Source organism: Sporosarcina cyprini (assembly GCF_022048975.1).
Taxonomy (GTDB): Bacteria; Bacillota; Bacilli; order Bacillales_A; family Planococcaceae; genus Sporosarcina; species Sporosarcina cyprini.
The window spans coordinates 132,866-151,676 of the sequence record NZ_JAKMHX010000023.1; the positions used below are offsets into that span (position 1 = coordinate 132,866).

An 18,811-nucleotide genomic window follows, 5' to 3' on the forward strand; every position below is an offset into this window, starting at 1 on the left:
TCGGATAAAAGGGGGAAATTGGATGTTGGCATTATTAGGTTTCTTAACGATACTCGTGTTTTTAGCCTTGATTTTGACAAAAAAAGTTTCTGTCATTGTTTCCTTAATTCTCGTTCCGGTCATTTTCGCTTTGATTGGAGGCTTCGGGCTGGAAATGGGGGAATTCATGCTCGAAGGAATCAAAGGCGTGGCACCGACGGGAATTATGCTTGGGTTTGCGATTTTATATTTTGGTGTTATGAATAACGCGGGATTGTTTGACCCGGTGATTTCACGTGTCTTGCGGACAGTAAAGGGGGATCCGTTAAAAATTGTAGTCGGCACGGTCATTATTGCCATGTTGGCTCATTTGGACGGTTCGGGTGCTTCTACGTTTTTAATTACGATTCCAGCTTTGTTGCCTTTATACGATAAACTTGGTTTAAGCCGAATTGTGCTCGCAGGAATGGTCGCATTAGGTGCAGGAGTCATGAATTTATTACCTTGGGGAGGTCCGACCGCGAGAGCCGCAACCGCTTTGGGGTTGGATACGAGTGATATCTTCAACCCTGTAATACCAGCAATGATTGCGGGTATCGTGTGGGTATTGTTCGTTGCGGTATGGATTGGGCGCAAGGAAAGAAAGCGGCTTGGCATTACGGACGTTCAGTATGATTTTCATGCGGAATTGACGAATGAAGAGAAGGCTATGAGACGGCCAAAGCTCTTTTGGTTCAATCTAGTGTTAACGATAGTCACAATCGTAGCGCTTGTAAAGGTTTGGCTGCCGTTGCCGATCATTTTCATTATCGCTTTTGCTATCGCAGTAGTCGTTAACTATCCAAAACCGGACGATCAAATGGAACAGGTTCGAAGCCAAGCGGTAGGCATGATCACCGTGGTATCCATCATTTTCGCAGCGGGTATTTTCACTGGCATCCTTTCTGGCACCGGGATGATTACGGAAATGGCGAATGCTTTAGTTTCTTTCATTCCATCGGAGTCAGGTGGGTTTATGTCGGTAATCGTTGCCGTCACAGGCATGCCGCTCAGTCTTCTTTTCACGCCGGATGCCTATTATTTTGGCGTCCTGCCAATCATCAGCGAAACGGCAGCAGCCTATGGTGTCGTCCCTGCACATATCGGAAGTGCTGCTATCCTGGGTCAAATGACAACAGGATTCCCGCTCAGTCCACTGACAGCCTCAACATTCCTATTGATCGGTCTAGCAGGCGTGGAATTGGCTGATCATCAAAAATTCATTTTTAAATGGGCGTTTGGAACGACGATTGTGATGACAATCGTTGCCATTATTACAGGTGCAATCTTATGATTGAGTAAGGGCAGCGGAAGTTTTAAATGAAGTAAAGTGAGGAGTTAGCTGCAGAGATGCTCTTGTCATCCTTTGTCTTGCTACACAAAAGTTTCATGGCCAACCGGTTGTAAAGTAGTGAGAACGGGAAGAATCGGTTGGCCTGCCTATGAAAATTAAGAATCTAACCTGATGAAAGTTTATTGACTGGTGGTAGAGTGCTCTTAAATTCGCTAGGTGTCCTCGAATAAGCAGAAGAGTGCTCATAAAATCTCTGGGAGTGCTCGAATAGCTTGAAGAGTGCTCGTAAAATCGTAGGAGTCCATGAATAAATGCAAGAGTCCTCGTAAGTTTGCATGGAGTCCTCGTATAAATAAAAGTCTTTCCCTAGGTCGTTTCTAACTTATTGTATTTAACTGATTCTCCTCCGTATCCTCTTTCACGAACCACTCGAATGAACCAGGTAACCGCTCGTATAATTTTGTAACCGCTCGTATCCTCTTTCGAACCACTCGAATAATCCAGGTAACCGCTCGTATAATTTTGTAACCGCTCGTATCCTTTTTCGAACCACTCGAATAACCCCGGTAACCGCTCGTATAGTACTTTGAACCTCTCGTATCCTTATACAACCGCTCGTATCCCGCGACCATTTCCATTCTGAATGTGACTTCACTACTGTAAACAAAGAAAAATCCAAAGAACAGCAGCTGTTCCTTGGATTTTTCTCGTTTCAATTCAATTAACACTAGCTTACCCTGCAATCGGTGCAGGTTTGCCGAATAGGTAGCCCTGGAAGAGTTGGAAGCCGGCATCTTTGAGCCAGTTGAACTCGGCTTCTTCTTCGACTCCTTCTGCGAGAGGAATAGAACCGATCGCACGGTTGGCTTCGAGGACGGCGCGTGCGGTCTGTTGTTTTTCTTCGTCTTTGTGGATGCCGCGGACATGGTGCATGTCGAGTTTTGTGTAGTAAGGTTTCATTTCGTGAATCATTTCAATGGTGTTGTAGCCTGCTCCGACGTCGTCCAGGGCGTACTGGAATCCTTTGGCGCGATAGTATGCTAGAATTCTTTTAAGATGGGCCAAGTCTTTGACATTCTCCGTTTCGACGACTTCAAATACGAAGCGGGAGGGTGATATGTTCAAGTCGTTTGCCAGCTGGACAGTTGTCCGAAGGCAATGCTCTGGTGAATAAATGGAGGTCGGAATGAAGTTAATAAATACCTTTGTTGTGAGCGCTGCCGCCTGCTTGACGGCATTGATGCGGCAAATCCGGTCCAGTGCATACATCCGGTTTCGCAGTTTGGCGGTTTGGAATACTTCATATGGCGAAAGTGTCTCGTCCTGGTCCCCTGTAAAACGGGCTAGCATTTCATAGGCATATAATGATTGATTGGCGTCCACGATCGGTTGAACATGAAAATGGACATGACCTTCGTCGATAATTCGGTCGATCCATTGGGTTCCGGCCAGCTCAGCTGCCTCTTCGATGGGCTTCCATTCGTTCTTATCCGTCCTGAATTGGATGCTGGAAGGATCCATGTGTTGGTTAATATAATCCAGCAGCCCTTTCATTGCCTCTTCTTTAACTGTTACACTGTCAGCAGTGGAGTGGACAAGCAGCCCGATTTCCTCCAAATACCGGTGGATGGAGGAGATGTGCGATTGATTATCAGCGGAGCCGAATGAAATCTCGAATTCTAGTGGTTTTGGCATACAAATATCACAAAACATGAAAGACCTCCCTACTTTTTTACTATCTTAACGAAGTTTTCATTCTTTGTAAACGATTTCACAATATACGAGATAAAAAATGCAGGCAGTTGGGAATGACTTTATTCCCGCTGCCTGCATTTTACGTTAACGACTTCTAGGCTTCTGTTGCTTTTTCGGTTCGATCCACTACAGCAGCCCCTACAATATCGCCTATGACGTTAGATGCGGTGCCGCCCATCCCGATAATCGCGTCGACGCCTGCTATGAGGGCGACAATTTCAAGCGGAAGGCCGAACATCGTCAAAACGGCGGACAGTGTGACGAGACCTGCCGCAGGAATGCCTGCCGTCCCGATGGATAATAATGTCCCAACGACTACGATGAGAAAGAGATCGGATGCCGATAACTGCAAATTCGTAATGGTAGCAGCGAAGACAATGGAGATCCCCATTCGAAGAGCTCCTCCATCAGAATTGAAGATGGCGCCGAGCGGCAATGCAAAGTTTGCCGTCCGTTCGGAAATCCCTGCGCGTTTCGCTGCATTGATGGCGATTGGTAATGAAGCGAGACTGCTCGATGTGAAGAAGGCTGTCGAATACGCTTCTTTCGTATCCCGGAAAAATTGGAAAACTCCATTGCCGGAAAAACGGAGAAATCCTGAATAAACGAATACCCAAAGAATGACAATCCCGAGGTAAAATACGCCGGTAAACGATAGAAGCGATCGGAAGGTCTCCCATCCTTGATTGCCAAAAGCGACTGCACTAATGCCAAAGACACCAATCGGTGCATATAACAAGATGCCTTGCAGCAGCTTATTAAACATATCATTCAGCGCAATGACCAATTGGCTGAGCCGATCCGCGCTTGTTCGCATCGCTTCTTCTGCGGAAGATTTCATGGTAGAGATCGTAATGCCAATAATGAGAGCTAAAAACAAAATAGCCATCAAATCGCCGCTTGCAAAAGCTTCGAATAAGTTAGACGGGATCATCTGAAGAATCACGTCTGAAATATGCGGTGTTTCTTTCGGTTCTACGACAACATCCGGCAGAGTTAAATTGCCGCCGGGTTTAAAGAGAAGCGCCAAACCGACCCCAATGCCGACAGCTGCCGCAGTTGTCACCGCATAATAAAGGATCAACTTCCAACCCATCCGTCCGAGCTGGGTGATACTCATCTGGTCGACCGCCCTCACTACAGTGAGAAATACGATCGGAACGGCAATCAAACTCAATAGATTAATTAATATCGTCCCGAGCGGCCGGAGCGTTTCTGACTGCGTGCCTAAAATCAAACCAGCGACAATACCTAATAAGAAACCGCTCAACATTTTGATTGCAAACGGAATGGAGCGATACCATTTCCAAAGTTGTCCCACGTTTATCCACCCTTCTTGAATTGAAAATACATAGATAGCGAAGAAAGTATAGTATATCGGAACTGGCAGGTCAAATTGTTAACTCGGAATTTATATTGTTTGTGAAGATTTTACTTTGTAGGGATAAACCAGCTGACAACCAAACTGGCCGTGACACGGAATAGAGGCCTCAAATTTAGTAACCGCTATTGGCGTGATTGAGGGAAAATGGTTACAACCTCCTTCCAATTTAGAGAGAGTAATTAAAGTTCATCTGTCTCTTTTTGCTGTCGGTTTTGAGAAAGAGGTTTTCTTGTAACTTTCTCGAATATTGCAGAAGACGTAGACGAGGGGGAATAGAAATGAATAAATTAATTGATAAAATTACCTATGATTCGCTAATAACGTATACAGAAGAAATAAAACAAGAGATGCATGCATCTGGTTCGGCATTGGTGCTAATTAAAGATAATCAAATCATATTAGAACATTATTCAGGAACTCACCACTTTGAGTCAGGAGCCAGAAAGGTAGATATGGCTTCTCAATTTAATGTTTATTCAACTAGAGTCACTTATGTTGGATTGGCAATTGCCATGGCAGTAGTGGATGGTTTCATAAGCTTGGATGATAAACTTAAGCACCATTTAAATGAATACAACGAAGATATTCTAGGAGAAACGACAATACGTCATTTAGTAACTAGATGCACAGGTCTAAAATTTACGGGACAGGAAGTCAGTCGAGTAACTGAAATGGGAACCAATATAGAAGGAAAAAGGCCAGATTTATTAGCCATCATACATGAAAGAGCTACAGGGAAAACAGTTGCGGAAATTGTAGCAGAAAGAGTATTCATGCCGTTGGGGATGACAAATACAGGGTGGATGACAGAGGGGAAGGATACGTTAGTTTGTGATATAAAATCCCCAGATAGTTTTCCTACATTACGGTTAGGGTCAAATGACGGATCTGATAGAAATTTATATGTAAGTGCTAGAGAATTAGCTTTGTGGGGTAATTTGCATTTAAATAAAGGTATTATTGGCGGGAAGAGAATTTTACCTGAAGAGGTTTTTAATCTTATAAGTACAATCCAAAGTCCAGATACATTACCTAATACTTTCTCGAAATTCGGTGTTCTCTGGTGGATAAAGGACAACAGAACCTCTTATGAGTACGATGAATTGGGTTCCGAGTTGCCTGAAGGATCTTTTCAAATACTAGGCGCATCGGGATGTTCGTGTACGGTCATTCCCAAATTCAATGCAGTTGCGGTTAGAATGTACAATAGTTTATATACAAATGATAGTGATGAATTTGATTATATTGGAGATATACGTAGGTTTGGTAACATGTTGGCTGCCTGCTTGAAATAATAATCGGTGTAAATCATAGTAAACCGAAATCACAAGTGTAAGTGAATGAGCAAGATACAATCCATTTTCAAACAATCACTTTCCCAAATAACAAAGGACTATCCATAAGCCAGATACACTGACTTCCAGATAGTCCTTTTTCCACTAGTGGCATGCTTCTTTTATTTCGCTTCAAACGATTCCATCGCTTCCTGCGAAGCCTGGATCATGTCTTGGGCTTCTTGCAGCAAATCAGCGTTTTCTGGGAGGAGCATGGCTTCTGTCGGTTCGCTTGATGTCGTGTAGGCGAATACATACTTGTCGTTTTCGCCAACGTACTTGTAAACCGGATGGTCCCATTCGTCTCCTGTGTTTTCGAACACGATAATGCTAAACAGTCCTTGTTCCAAATTGCGGGATGAATCATGTAACGAAAAGTCGATCGTGGCGACTGCGTCGTTGTCCCAGCTGCCTGTATCGACTTCCATGCGGTCCAGTATGGCTTGAGGCATGCTGAAGGAGAACTGGTATTGCGTATTGGAATAAGATCCGTCCTGTAGCACTTGTTCGCCGTCTGCTGTATTTTCTTCCGGCTGTTCGGCCTGCTTTTCGCCTGACTCCTCAGTCGTGGATCCTTCAACTTCTTCCACAGCTTGTTGTTCTTCGGTCATCTCGTACGATTCCAATTCGGAGAACACATACTTTTCTCCATCCTTGAAATGGAACACTGTTTTAATGAGTCCGACTTTGGGGGCATAGTATTTAACTGTTTTCTGCTCCCTTTTGTCATCAGGAATGACGGTTGTCACTTCAATGACATTGTCGAATGAACCGGCAGGCACTTCTTCCGTCAGTCCGCTTCCTGTCAAATAGCTGACGGAGTTGTCCGCATCATTTGTGTCCCACTTCTCTTTGGATGCAAGCTCCAAAATATTCGTTTCTTCATTTTTTAATGAATTGATGATGTAAATGACGGAAACTGCCTCTTTGTCCACTTTATATTCTTGGATCGACTCGGCAATGAGTCCGCCTTTTCCATGGAGATAGACCATTTCATTGCCTTCCGAATCAAGTTCCATTTTCACAATATCCGATGCCTGCATATTCTCGCCATCTGTGCCGTATTGCACGTAGGTGCGTGCCATGCCGATGGACGGAAAATAGGTCGAGACATCCAGTTTTTTCGCAATATCTGGATCGACTGTTTTCATGTCTTCTGCGCATCCGGTAAGCAGCAATGCCAAGATGCCTGTAAATACTAGACTGCGTAAAATTTTCACGATTTTTCTCCCTCACTTCCAATCATTATCGTACCATCATCGGTGAATTGTGGAAACCCGCATCCTCTTTCATTCTTAGACTCTAGTTGATTGATTATTCAATAATAAATATTGACCTTGACGTTAACGTAAATGATATAGTCATAGATACATGAAGGGGTGGTGAAGCTGAAGACGATTACAGAGACGGCGGAATTATTTGGGGTGTCGACACGGACGATCCGCTATTACGAAGAAATCGGATTATTATCACCTGCACGGACGGAGAAGAACCAGCGACTTTATTCGAATGGGGAACTGGCTAAGTTAAAACTCATCTTTCGCGGGAAACGGTACGGCTTTTCATTGGATGAAATCAAGGAGATGGTCTTGCTGTTTGACAAAGACCGATCCGGCCGTCAGCAGCTTTTGAGGACGATCGAGTATGGCAAGCGCAGGGTGCAGGAAGTGGAGGGGAAAATCAAGGAACTGCAGGAGATGAAGGAAGAGATGGAGGGGCTTCTTGACGAGTTCACGGAAAAATTATCGCAAACAAAAGGGGATAGGGAAAATGAATAGTTCACAATTGCTTTCTCGTAACGCCAGAAAATACCCGGATGTGGAAGCGGTCGTCAGTATGGGGAAACGGACGACCTATCAACAGCTTGACCGTTCTGTCAATCAATTCGGGCATGCGCTCCGTGCAGCAGGCATTACACCAGGGGCGAAGGTAGCGCTATTTATGCCAAATGTCGAAGAGTTCGTCATCGCGTATTTTGCTGTGCAGCGCATCGGCGCTGTCGTCGTTCCGATTAATGTGAAGCTGACGCCAGGGGAGCTTGCGTATATTCTTGAACAGTCGGATGCAGAGGGGCTCATCGCGCATGAGCTGCTGTTTGACACAGTGAAAAATTTGAAAGCGCCTTCATTGTTAATTAAAACAGGAGAGGCGGCAGGGAACTGGCTGAGTTTCCAGGCTATGCTTGAAAGCGGCGCGGATCAGCCGATTGAATGCAGCCTTACAGAAGACGATGAATCGACCATTTTGTACACCTCCGGGACGACAGGCCGTCCGAAAGGTGTCCTGTTCAGCTATCGCAACATTTTGACTGTCGCTTCCATGATCGCTGTTGAAATGGAGGTGAAGCCGGAAAGCCGGATTCTGCTCATGATGCCGCTCAGCCATTCCGCTCCCTTGCATCTATTCCTCATGGCGGGCATGCTCGTTGGCTCAACGCTAGTATTGACGCCAACCTTTACGCCAGACTTGCTCATCGACACTGTGCAAAAGGAGAAGACGACTCATTTCTTCGGTGCCCCGGTTGCCTACTTGCTGACAGCAGGGTACCCGGCCTTGCAGGAAGCCGATTTGTCTTCGATGAAATGGTGGATTTACGGGGGCGCTCCTCTTTCGTCAAAGGAAGTACAAATGGTGAAAAAGGCATTTCGAACAGAGCATCTTGTATGTGTTTATGGACTGACGGAAGCGGGACCGAGTGGTTCATTGCTGCATGCGGAAGAACATGACCGCAAGGCGGGAAGCATCGGCCACAGGGCTCCACTTCATACGGAACTGCGAATTGTGGATGAGGAAGGCAAGGATGTGGCGCGGGGAGCTGTCGGAGAAATCGTGTTATATGGAGAAGGAAATATGCTCGGGTACTATAAAAATAAGGAAGCAACAGAAGCAGCTTTTATTGATGGGTGGCTTAAAACGGGCGACCTCGCAAAATTCGATGACGACGGCTACATTTGGATTGTCGATCGCAAGAAGGACTTGATCATTTCCGGTGGGGTGAACATCTATCCAAAAGAAATCGAAGAAACAATCCTCGCGTTTCCTAGTGTCAGAGAAGTGGCCGTGATCGGCGTGCCGCACCCTGAATGGGGCGAAACCGTAAAGGCCGTGTTCGCAGCTGGTAATCAAATCGATCCCGCTGATCTGAAGAGTTTCCTGCAAGAACGGCTGGCTTCTTTCAAGATTCCGCGGCTCTATGAACAAGTGGAAGCATTGCCTCGTAACGCATCGGGCAAGATTTTGAAGCAGCCATTGCGGGAAGGGGTACAAATCGGATGACAAAAGTATTGCAAGACATGACAGCAACGAAGCAAAGGAATTTTCTTGCAGGCGATGAGACATTGCGTTTAATACTGGAAGACAGGTTGGACGGACCGTTTCTGTCTTACGCAAAACGCGAGTTACATTTGTTCGGGGAACGCTGCGCCAATGAAATCGATGAGAGGGCGAAGCACACCGACCGTGAAGGAGAACCGCGCCTCGTCCGCTATGACAAATATGGTGAGGAAGTTTCGAGCGTATGGGTGAATGAAGGGTATCGCCAGACCGTCCAAGAAACCTATGATACAGGGATTGTCGGCTATGTTCACAAAGACATCCCCGATTTGGGACACAGAGGGAACTACACATACAGTTTTGCGCAAGGCTATTTGCTGTCGCATGCGGAACCGGGATTTTATTGCCCGGTCACGCTAACGATGGCAACGGCATATTTGCTGGACCATTATGCGGATGAGGACGTGAAAAATCGGTTCTTGCCACATGTCTGTTCAACCGGTGAAGTGCCGCTCTTTGAAGGGGCGACTTTTTTGACGGAGCGGCAAGGCGGCTCGGATGTCGGGGCAAACGTTGTAAGGGCAGTATCAGAAGATGGCCATTACCGTTTGCATGGCGAAAAGTATTTCGCTTCCAATGCAGGGATGGCAGGCGTCGCGATGGTGCTGGCGCGGATGGATGGCGCACCAGAGGGCACGAAAGGTTTGACGCTTTTTGCTGTGCCATGGCGAAGGGATGATGGCAGCGTAAACGGCCTTCGGATCCGCCGGCTGAAGGATAAGCTCGGTGTCCGTGCCGTTCCGTCGGGTGAAGTGGAATTTGACGGGGCGCTTGCCTACGTTGTGGGAGATCCAGCAAAGGGCATCCATTACATGCTAGAAGCTTTGAACTTATCACGTATTTGCAATAGCGTTGCCTCGCTTGGCATTATGCGCCGTGCCTTTTTGGAATCAAAAGAGTATGCAAGCCGGAGGAACGCTTTCGGCAAGCGGCTAACGGACTATCCGATGGTGAAGGATACACTTGGCAAGATGGCTGCGAAACTCCATGTCGAAACGGCTGCGGTTTTTGATTTCATCAAGTTGTATGAGAAAGTGACAGACGGAGAAGCGTCCCAGGAGGAGCAAGTGCTCAACCGCCTGTATATTGCCCTTTTGAAAAAGGAATCCGCAGAGCAGGCGATCCACTTTGCGCATGAGGCCATCGAAATGCACGGTGGGAATGGATATATCGAAGATTTTGTCACGCCACGCCTGCTGCGGGATGCCCAAGTGCTGACCGTATGGGAAGGGACCGCCAACATTTTAGGGCTTGAGCTCATCCGGCTTGTGAATAAATACGCAGCGCACAAGCTGTTTCTCAATGCGATGCGGGAACGTCTCGTCATGGTGCCGGATTCAGAAATGAAACAATCGCTCGTTGTCGAACTGGAACGTCTAGGCAACGACTTAATTGCATTCACCGCATACGACGAGGCGTTACAGACATTTGAAGCGAAGTCACTTATGAAGCGCATGGCAGACATGTATGAAAGTGTCGTGGCCCTTGAATGGAGCCGAAAACATGGCGGTCGTTTTACGAAACTGGCCGAAATCTTCATGGAAGATACTTGGTCGCTCCGCAAGCAGGGGGAGCAGATGAAGACAGTTGAATTTTTTGAGGAAATCATGTGAGGAAACAAACGGGACAGCCGTTAATTCGGCAAGGCGGAGTATACTATTTTTCTCCGTCTTGCCAAATAGAAAAGAAAAATAGTGTTGACAGCACAAATCTCAAACTCTATAATTTGTTTAATACTAATGTTCAGACACATTGAACATTTTTTATTTCCCTTAACTTGTACCAACAACCCTATGATGTATTGATGGTCAAGAACGTCCTCTTGTTTCAATTGATCTCATGCCATAAGATTAGTTGTAAACGATTCCATAGGAAAGAGGACAGCATATGGTCAGACTAAAAGATATTGCAGAGAAAGTGGGGGTATCTGTCAGTACTGTTTCCAGAGTGATTAAAAACGATACGACCCGTAATGTAAATCCGGAGATTAAGCGGAGAGTGTGGCTGGCGGTAAAGGAAATGGGGTACACGCCGAATGAGCACGCACGCAATCTTGTACAATCCGCTGACAGTGTGCAAGTGCGCACTAAAAGAATTGGCTGGCTTGCCAGTCCGCGTCTTGCGAATGAGAATCCTTATTTCTCGAAAATCTTTATAGGAATTACGGACACTCTCAATGAGGCCGGTTATTCGTTACTTTTGCTTCAACCGGAGGATTTGGAAGACGATGCGTTATTCCAAAAGACAGTTAGGGAGCAGGAAATAGAGGGGATTTTGCTTGTTGACTCTATCCGAAAAGAAACCCTTTCAGAATTGAAAAAATGGATTCCTGTTGTAGGGATGGATTTCAACTACAGTGAGCATAACGTTTCCATTGTCGATTACGACAGGGAAGAGGCGGTGTATAAAGGGATTGCTCATCTCGTGTCACGGGGGCATAGCCGCATCGGATTCATTGGTGGGGAAATGAATGGTGATTTTAAAGGAGAAAAGCGGTTCAAAGGCTATCGGAAAGCGATGCAGGAATTTAATCTGGATGTAGATGAGCGCTTTGTGATTGATTCTGAGTGGTGCATGGACCGGACATATCGGCGGATGACTGAACTGATGACTAGTTTTACTGACTTGCCATCGGCGTTTATGTGCGCCAGCGATATGCTTGCGATTGCAGCCATGCGGGCGGTACAAGAAAATCATTTATCTGTGCCAGAAGATATCGCCTTTGTCGGAATCGACAACAATGAAATGGCGCAATATGCGATGCCGGCTTTAACGACAGTGGCCATCCCACAATATGAGATGGGAGTTGTGGGAGCGAAAGTGTTGTTAAATCAAATTGCTGATCAAGACTTTCGAATGGATTTGCGTACGTTGTTGCCGACTGAATTAATGATTCGGAAATCTACATGAAAATAGATGTGGATTTCTTTTCACAACAAGGAAAACGTTTTCCGGTAACTCGGAAAAATTTCCTGATTAATTAGCTTAACAAAGAAAGGGATGTTGGAAATGGAAAAATTACGGATTGGTGTTATCGGTGCTGGCTTGCGCGGCGGACTTGCGCATTATTGGCACAAACCGGATGGAGAATCTGAAGTGGTCGCCCTCGCGGATCTTTCTGAAGAAAGACAACAGAAATTTCAAGAAAAGCTGGGGACACCTATTTTTCTCACGAAGGACTATAAAGATCTTTTAACACGGGAAGATATCGATGCAATTGCAGTACTCTCTCCCGATTACTTGCATGAGGAACATATTATTGCGGCTCTTGAAGCAGGTAAACATGTGTATGCTGAGAAACCACTTGCTATCACGGTTGAGGGATGTGACCGCATACTCGATGCCTGGCAAAATTCCGGCAAGCATTTAATGGTTGGCTTCAATATGCGATATATGAGCATGTACCAAACGATGAAGGGATTGATCGACTCCGGCGCAATCGGCGAGTTGAAAGCCGTTTGGGTACGCCACTTTGTCGGCTTTGGCGGTTATTTCTACTATCACGACTGGCACGGTCAATCCAAAAATACGACGTCATTACTTCTGCAGAAAGGGTCTCATGACCTCGATGTCATCCATTGGATTTCTGGCCGATACACGACGAAAGTTTCCGCCTTTGGAAGCCTTGATTATTATGGGGGCGATATGCCGAACGACTTGACATGTCCGGAATGCGAGCTGAAACATACTTGCCCTGAATATGTGCCACACACGTTCACAGAGTGCGCGTTCCGAAAAGAAATCGATGTGGAAGATAACAACATGCTCATCATGGAACTCGAAGGAGGCATCAAGGCATCGTACCTCCAATGCCATTTCACGCCAGACTATCAGCGGAACTATACGTTCATTGGAACGGAAGGCCGGATTGAAAATGATGATGTGAATGGAAAAGTTTATTTGAAGACGCGCAAGACGAACACGTGGAAGGAATTCAGCGATGTAACGTACGATATGAAGCCGGAAGAAGGCAGCCATGGAGGAGCCGATCCGAAAATCGCCCAAGATTTCGTTGAGCTGGTTCTTCGCAATAAAGAACCTCTTACTACGCCGTTTGCCGGACGGATGAGCGTAGCAGTCGGATGTGCAGCGACAGAATCGATCCGTTCTGGCGGCAAAGTGGTGGCAGTATCTCAAACCTCCAGCATTGTACATAACTGATCTGTCCTGAAAGAAAGGGGTGTGTGTATGACCAATGTAAGTGAAAACGTAGCAGTAAAAACTCTCAAGTCAGAAGAAAAGAAAGAAGCAAAACGGAAAGCGCGAAGTAAATGGTGGAAATCAGTATGGCGGAATTGGGAACTGTATGTTCTTCTTTCCCCGGTCATTCTTTACTTCTTAGTATTCCATTACTTTCCTTTATATGGTTTGCAAATCGCCTTCAAGGATTTTATTGCATCCAAAGGAATTCTCGGGAGCCCATGGGTCGGCTTCAAGCATTTTGAGCGTTTCTTCAACAGTTATTATTTCTGGCGGCTCATTAAAAACACCATTGGCATCGGGGTTTTTACACTCGCTGTATCCTTCCCGGTACCCATCATTATCGCGCTTATGCTAAATGAAGTGAAGAGCCTCCGGTATAAAAAGTTTGTACAGACGGTCATCTATGCACCTCATTTTCTATCGACCGTCGTTGTAGTCGGTATGCTTCTGTTATTCGTTAAGACGGACGGGATGATCAACCAACTTATCCGGCTGTTTGGAGGGACACCGATCGACTTCATTTCGGAGCCTTCCTGGTTTAAGAGCTTGTATGTGTTTTCGGACGTTTGGCAGACGATGGGCTGGAGTTCAATCATCTATATTGCCGCACTCGCGGCAGTAGATCCCGCCCAGCATGAAGCGGCAATGATTGATGGAGCCTCCCGGCTCCAGCGAATACTCCATATTAACATTCCGGCCATCATGCCGACGATCGTCATCCTGTTCATTCTAAATGCCGGATCTGTCATGGCAGTCGGTTTTGAGAAAGTGTATTTGATGCAAAACGATTTGAACATGTCCGCTTCTGATGTCATTTCGACATTTGTATACCGGAGCGGGATTTTGGAAGCGCAATACAGCTTCTCCGCAGCAGTCGGATTGTTCAATTCCATCATAAACTTCATTATGCTGCTCATGGTGAATCAATTCGCGAAGAAAGTGAATGAGACAAGTCTATGGTAAGGAGTGGGAGAAATTGAGAGAGTCAAAGACAGACCGCACATTCATTGTGTTCAACTATATTTTCCTCACGCTGATTGCCTTGCTCGTCCTGTACCCGTTAATTTTCGTCGTGAGTGCATCACTCAGCAATCCGCAATATGTCATTTCGGGTGAGATGTGGCTTTGGCCAAAAGAGTTCACGGTGGAAGCGTACGAGAAAGTATTTAAGAACAAAGATATTATCAATGGCTTTATTAACACGATGAAATACACTGTTGTCGGAACTGCCTTGAATGTTGTTATGACAATTCTAGCAGCCTATCCGCTGTCTCGGAAGGACTTGAAGGGCAGAGGGTTCATCATGGCTTTCATGGTCTTCACTATTTTCTTCAGCGGCGGGCTCATTCCGACCTACTTGCTCATCCGTGACCTTGGCATGCTGAACACGTTTTGGGTCATGATCATCCCGAACGCAGTGGCGGTGTGGAATATCATCATCATGCGGACATTCTTCCAGTCCATTCCGCATGAGCTGCAGGAATCCGCGATGATCGACGGATGCGGCAACTTCCGAATCCTTTGGAATATCGTCTTGCCGTTGTCATTCCCGGTCATTGCCGTCATGGTGCTGTTCTATGCGGTGGGCCATTGGAATTCATACTTCCAAGCATTGATTTATTTAACGGATCAGGATCGATTCCCGCTTCAGCTCATCTTGCGGCAGATTCTGATTCAAGGGCAGACGGACGATATGATCCAGGCGACAACGGAAAGCTTCCTCGCTCAGCAGCTTAGTGTGGAAGGGTTGAAATACGCCGTCCTGATCGTTGCGAACTTGCCGATGCTTCTGCTGTACCCGTTCTTGCAACGGTATTTTGTAAAAGGTGTCATGATTGGATCTTTGAAAGGATAAAAGGGGGAGATTATGTTGAAGAAAAGGTATTTCACAGGATTAGCAGCTTCTATGCTGCTGTCAGCGGGCATTTTGGGGGCCTGCTCGAAAACAGACGGGGAAACGGTTACGGGAGATTTAGAGAACTTAAATGAAACAGGCATGCCGATCGTCAAAGAGAAGATTGAAGTGGACGGCTTTGCAGCGAAATTCTTCGCTTCCCAGGATTGGAACAATTTGATGCTGTGGAATGAATATGAAAAGATGACGAACATTAAAGTTGATTGGACGACTGTCCAGACAGAAGCGCTTGCTGAAAAACGAAACTTGTCTTTGACGGGAGGGGATTATCCGGAAATGTATTTCGCCTCTGCCTTCTCCAAGACGGATCTTTTGAAGTATGGACAGCAAGGGATCTTTCTTCCATTGAACGATTATATCGATAAGTACGCACCGAACTTCAAAGCAATCCTCGATGAGTATCCGTCGGTGAAGCAAGGGATTACGATGGCTGATGGCAATATCTATGGTTTCCCGGCTATCTACGATCCGAACTTCGAAGCGCTTCGTGCAGGCGCTCCATGGGTCATGCAGGAATGGCTCGATAATCTCGGATTGAAAGAACCGGAGACGACAGAAGAATTCTATCAAATGTTGAAAGCTTTCAAGGAAAAGGATCCAAACGGCAATGGAAAGCCGGATGAACTCGGCTGGGGCGGGGGCTACGGCATCAATGAATTCATTTCCTACTTGCGTGGAAGCTTCGGTTTGAATAAACAAGGAAGCATGAACATCAATCTCGATTTCAAACCGGGCACAGAGGAGTTCCGTTTCGTTCCTGCAACGGATGAATATAAGGAAATGCTCGCGTATTTGCATAAGCTGTACTCTGAAGGGTTGATTAATCAAGACGTTTTCACGACGACTCCACAGGAATTTACAGCCGAATCTGCGAAAGGAAACTATGGTGCACTGAACTCCATCGACCCTGCCGAATTGTTGAAGATCGATGGATATGTCGGTTTGCCAGTTTTGGAAGGACCGAATGGCGAACGGGCGTATAATACGGTTTCAAACGGTCTCGGCAATATGGGGATGTTCGTGTTGACAGACAAAGCGAAAAACCCTGAGGCAATGGTTCGCTGGATGGATTATTTCTATGGCGATGAAGGAAATAAAATGTTCTTCATGGGCTTTGAAGGCGTGACGTATGAAGAGGATTCAGAAGGTAACTTCAAATATCTCGATACGATTACCGATAATCCGGATGGCCTGAATATGGACCAGGCGATTAGCCAGTATTTGACTTGGCCGGGAGGATATTATCCAGGCATCGTCCGCCAGAAATTCTTCCAAGGGGCTGAATCGAAGGAAAATTCGACTTTGAATGCTGAAAAAGTAAAACCATACCGCATTAAGGACGAGGACATCCTTCCAGGCATTAACTACACAGTGGAAGAGAGCGAGCGGGTGAGCGCTATCATGACAGATATTCAGACATACGTAGATGAGATGACCGCATCCTTTATTACAGGCAAGGCGGATCTTGGAAAGTGGGATGAATATTTGAAGACGCTCGATAAAATGGGTGTGAACGACTATCTGGAAATTGCGCAAGGAGCTTACGAGCGCATGGAAAGTGAAAAATAATCCGGGAGCTTGTACAGGGGAAAGCCTCTGTATGAGCTTTCCCATTTCGGGGAGGTGCTGACGGATGGAAGTGATGGGTTGGAAAGGTAGATTGTATTGGTTTGTAGAGCTTGTCACCATGCTTGCGGTCGTTCAGCTCATGTGGATCGGCCTGACGCTGCTAGGGCTCGTCGTGTTCGGAATTGGCCCCGCGACAGCAGGGATCTTTCAAGTGATGCGGAAAAGACTGCAAGGGGAAGATGATTTAAAAACACTGCTGAAGAGCTATTGGCAGACGTATAAAAAGGAATTCATCGATGCAAACAAAATCGGGGTTACGCTGCTGGCCTTTGGCTATTTCCTCGTCGTAAATTTTAGAATTGCATCCTCGATCGGCGGGATGCATGGCCTCGCGATGATGACATTGCTTATCACAATCCTTGTGCTTTATGTATTTCTTGTCATCAATATTTTTCCGGTGTTCGCTCATTACGATCTACCTTTCTCCAGATACTTTTCGGCGTCCGTCCTGCTCAGTTTATCGTTCCCGATGCAGGCCATTCTATCATTCATTGGTTTGTATGGATTGTACCGTGTCTTTCTGTTCATCCCTGGACTTCTTCCGTTTTTCGGCATTAGCCTGACTGTGCTGTTCCTGGCGTGGATGGCAGATCGGATATTTAATATGAAAGGGAAAATGGATGGTACCTTGCAGGCAGAAGGAAAATGAAAGAGGTGTCTTCATGAATTCAATGTGGATTATCAATGCGGCAGTCGTACTGGAAGATTCGGTCATCAGTCGGGGATATGTCTGTATAGAGGATGGAAAAATCATTTCGGTTGGAAATATGGAGACATGTCCTCAACTAATAAAAGACGAAACTATTATGGATTGCAAAAATCAAAAGACCGTCATTCCGGGTATGATTGATATCCACGTTCATGGAGCATGCGGCCATGATGTGATGGATGCAACTCAGGAGGCGCTGTCCGGCATTGCACAAGGATTAGTGAAAGAAGGAACGACTTCATTTCTTGCGACTACCATGACAAATCCTGTGAATTTAATTGAAGATGCCTTGCAAGCTGTCAGAGAATACCGCTCCCCAGAAGGCAAACAAGGCATAGCGGAGCTGCTTGGTATCCATCTCGAAGGTCCGTTCATCAACCCGAAGCAAAAAGGTGCACAGCCGGAAGAGGCAATCCTTCAACCGGACGTCGATCTTTTTCGAGAGTGGCAGCAGCTGTCCGGAGGGGCAATTAAGATTGCGACCATTGCACCAGAGATGGGGGCGTTGAACTTCGTTCAAGAGCTGATAAAAGAGGGTGTCATCTTGTCCATCGGCCACTCAGACGCCACATACGATGAGTCGCTGTCATCTATTGAACAAGGAGTAACTCACGCTACGCATTTGTTCAATGGAATGCGCGGCATCCATCATAGGGATCCTGGCGTTGCGGGTGCTGCTTTGATAGCGGACGAAGTATTTGTGGAGTTGATTCCCGATGGTCATCATGTACACCCCGATCTGCTGAAGCTTGTTATGCGTCAAAAAGGAGCTGGCCGAGTGCTTGTCATAACAGACGGCATGCGTGCAAAAGGGATGCCGGACGGTGAGTATGATCTTGGTGGAAACAAAGTCGCCGTAAAGAATGGCAAATGTGTACTGGCGTCAGGCGACTCACTTGCAGGAAGCGTCGTGACAATGGATGAAGCAAGGCGGAATATGGCGGCTTGGTGCAATCTGTCTCTCGTTGAACTTTCGTGGATCACTTCATTGAATCAGGCGAAGCGATTAGGAATCGAGTCGAGAAAAGGTTCCATCTCAGCTGGAAAAGATGCTGACCTTGTTATTTTGAACAGCTCGGAACAGGTAGATGTGACGATATGCAGAGGGAAGATTGCCTATCTGTCTACAGATTCGGAGTTGCAGACGATAAGTGAACAAATAAAATAATTTTCCCGAATTCTTCGGAAACCTCCAATGTAGCTTATGTAGATCACTATATGATTTGATAGGAAACTT

At 46.2% G+C, this 18,811-nt stretch carries 16 protein-coding genes; 12 read left to right on the top strand and 4 right to left on the bottom strand.

Features of this window, described 5'->3' with window-relative positions; genetic code table 11:
- Window positions 1–22 precede the first annotated feature (22 nt).
- Window positions 23–1,312: a CitMHS family transporter gene (locus L7D49_RS08985; RefSeq protein ID WP_238080489.1), complete on the top strand. Its 1,290-nt coding sequence runs from the start codon at window positions 23–25 to the stop codon at window positions 1,310–1,312.
- 377 nt (window positions 1,313–1,689) lie between these two features.
- Here L7D49_RS08985 and L7D49_RS08990 read toward each other — a convergent pair whose 3' ends face one another.
- The 3 genes from L7D49_RS08990 to L7D49_RS09000 form a co-directional block, all read right to left on the bottom strand.
- On the bottom strand, window positions 1,690–2,040 hold the full coding sequence (locus tag L7D49_RS08990) for a hypothetical protein (protein ID WP_238080490.1): 351 nt from the start codon (window positions 2,038–2,040) through the stop codon (window positions 1,690–1,692).
- Between the two features lie 4 nt (window positions 2,041–2,044).
- A complete protein-coding gene (locus tag L7D49_RS08995; protein ID WP_238080491.1) occupies window positions 2,045–3,025 on the bottom strand; it encodes an EAL domain-containing protein in 981 nt (326 codons plus the stop codon).
- A gap of 136 nt (window positions 3,026–3,161) precedes the next feature.
- Window positions 3,162–4,388, bottom strand: coding sequence for a dicarboxylate/amino acid:cation symporter (locus L7D49_RS09000; protein ID WP_238080492.1), 1,227 nt, complete (start codon window positions 4,386–4,388; stop codon window positions 3,162–3,164).
- 341 nt (window positions 4,389–4,729) lie between these two features.
- Here L7D49_RS09000 and L7D49_RS09005 point away from each other — a divergent pair, with 341 nt between their 5' ends.
- Window positions 4,730–5,746, top strand: coding sequence for a serine hydrolase domain-containing protein (locus tag L7D49_RS09005; RefSeq protein ID WP_238080493.1), 1,017 nt, complete (start codon window positions 4,730–4,732; stop codon window positions 5,744–5,746).
- 161 nt (window positions 5,747–5,907) lie between these two features.
- On the opposite strand, the gene L7D49_RS09010 is transcribed toward L7D49_RS09005, so the two are convergent.
- Complete coding sequence (locus L7D49_RS09010) at window positions 5,908–7,005, bottom strand: hypothetical protein (RefSeq protein ID WP_238080494.1); 1,098 nt, start codon at window positions 7,003–7,005, stop codon at window positions 5,908–5,910.
- Between the two features lie 168 nt (window positions 7,006–7,173).
- On the opposite strand from L7D49_RS09010, the gene L7D49_RS09015 reads away from it, so the two are divergent.
- From L7D49_RS09015 to nagA, 10 genes are all read left to right on the top strand, one after another.
- Complete coding sequence (locus L7D49_RS09015) at window positions 7,174–7,563, top strand: MerR family transcriptional regulator (RefSeq protein ID WP_238080658.1); 390 nt, start codon at window positions 7,174–7,176, stop codon at window positions 7,561–7,563.
- Window positions 7,556–9,061, top strand: coding sequence for a class I adenylate-forming enzyme family protein (locus L7D49_RS09020; protein WP_238080495.1), 1,506 nt, complete (start codon window positions 7,556–7,558; stop codon window positions 9,059–9,061). The genes L7D49_RS09015 and L7D49_RS09020 overlap by 8 nt, the downstream gene beginning before the upstream one ends.
- Window positions 9,058–10,731, top strand: a complete 1,674-nt coding sequence (locus L7D49_RS09025; RefSeq protein WP_238080496.1) for an acyl-CoA dehydrogenase family protein — start codon at window positions 9,058–9,060, stop codon at window positions 10,729–10,731. The genes L7D49_RS09020 and L7D49_RS09025 overlap by 4 nt, the downstream gene beginning before the upstream one ends.
- Before the next feature lie 274 nt (window positions 10,732–11,005).
- The gene (locus L7D49_RS09030) at window positions 11,006–12,028 is read left to right on the top strand and encodes a LacI family DNA-binding transcriptional regulator (RefSeq protein ID WP_238080497.1); all 1,023 of its coding nucleotides are present in this window, start codon (window positions 11,006–11,008) and stop codon (window positions 12,026–12,028) included.
- A gap of 99 nt (window positions 12,029–12,127) precedes the next feature.
- On the top strand, window positions 12,128–13,279 hold the full coding sequence (locus tag L7D49_RS09035) for a Gfo/Idh/MocA family protein (protein ID WP_238080498.1): 1,152 nt from the start codon (window positions 12,128–12,130) through the stop codon (window positions 13,277–13,279).
- A 27-nt stretch (window positions 13,280–13,306) separates the two neighbouring features.
- On the top strand, window positions 13,307–14,284 hold the full coding sequence (locus tag L7D49_RS09040; RefSeq protein WP_238080499.1) for an ABC transporter permease: 978 nt from the start codon (window positions 13,307–13,309) through the stop codon (window positions 14,282–14,284).
- Window positions 14,265–15,176: a carbohydrate ABC transporter permease gene (locus tag L7D49_RS09045; protein ID WP_238080500.1), complete on the top strand. Its 912-nt coding sequence runs from the start codon at window positions 14,265–14,267 to the stop codon at window positions 15,174–15,176. The genes L7D49_RS09040 and L7D49_RS09045 overlap by 20 nt, the downstream gene beginning before the upstream one ends.
- Before the next feature lie 12 nt (window positions 15,177–15,188).
- The gene (locus L7D49_RS09050; protein WP_238080501.1) at window positions 15,189–16,805 is read left to right on the top strand and encodes an extracellular solute-binding protein; all 1,617 of its coding nucleotides are present in this window, start codon (window positions 15,189–15,191) and stop codon (window positions 16,803–16,805) included.
- A 64-nt stretch (window positions 16,806–16,869) separates the two neighbouring features.
- Window positions 16,870–17,514 carry a YesL family protein gene (locus tag L7D49_RS09055; RefSeq protein ID WP_238080502.1) on the top strand — a complete coding sequence of 215 codons (645 nt, stop codon included), beginning with the start codon at window positions 16,870–16,872 and terminating at the stop codon, window positions 17,512–17,514.
- A 13-nt stretch (window positions 17,515–17,527) separates the two neighbouring features.
- Entirely contained in the window at window positions 17,528–18,742 is a 1,215-nt protein-coding gene (gene nagA, locus L7D49_RS09060) for an N-acetylglucosamine-6-phosphate deacetylase (protein WP_238080503.1), read from the top strand.
- Window positions 18,743–18,811: the final 69 nt, after the last annotated feature.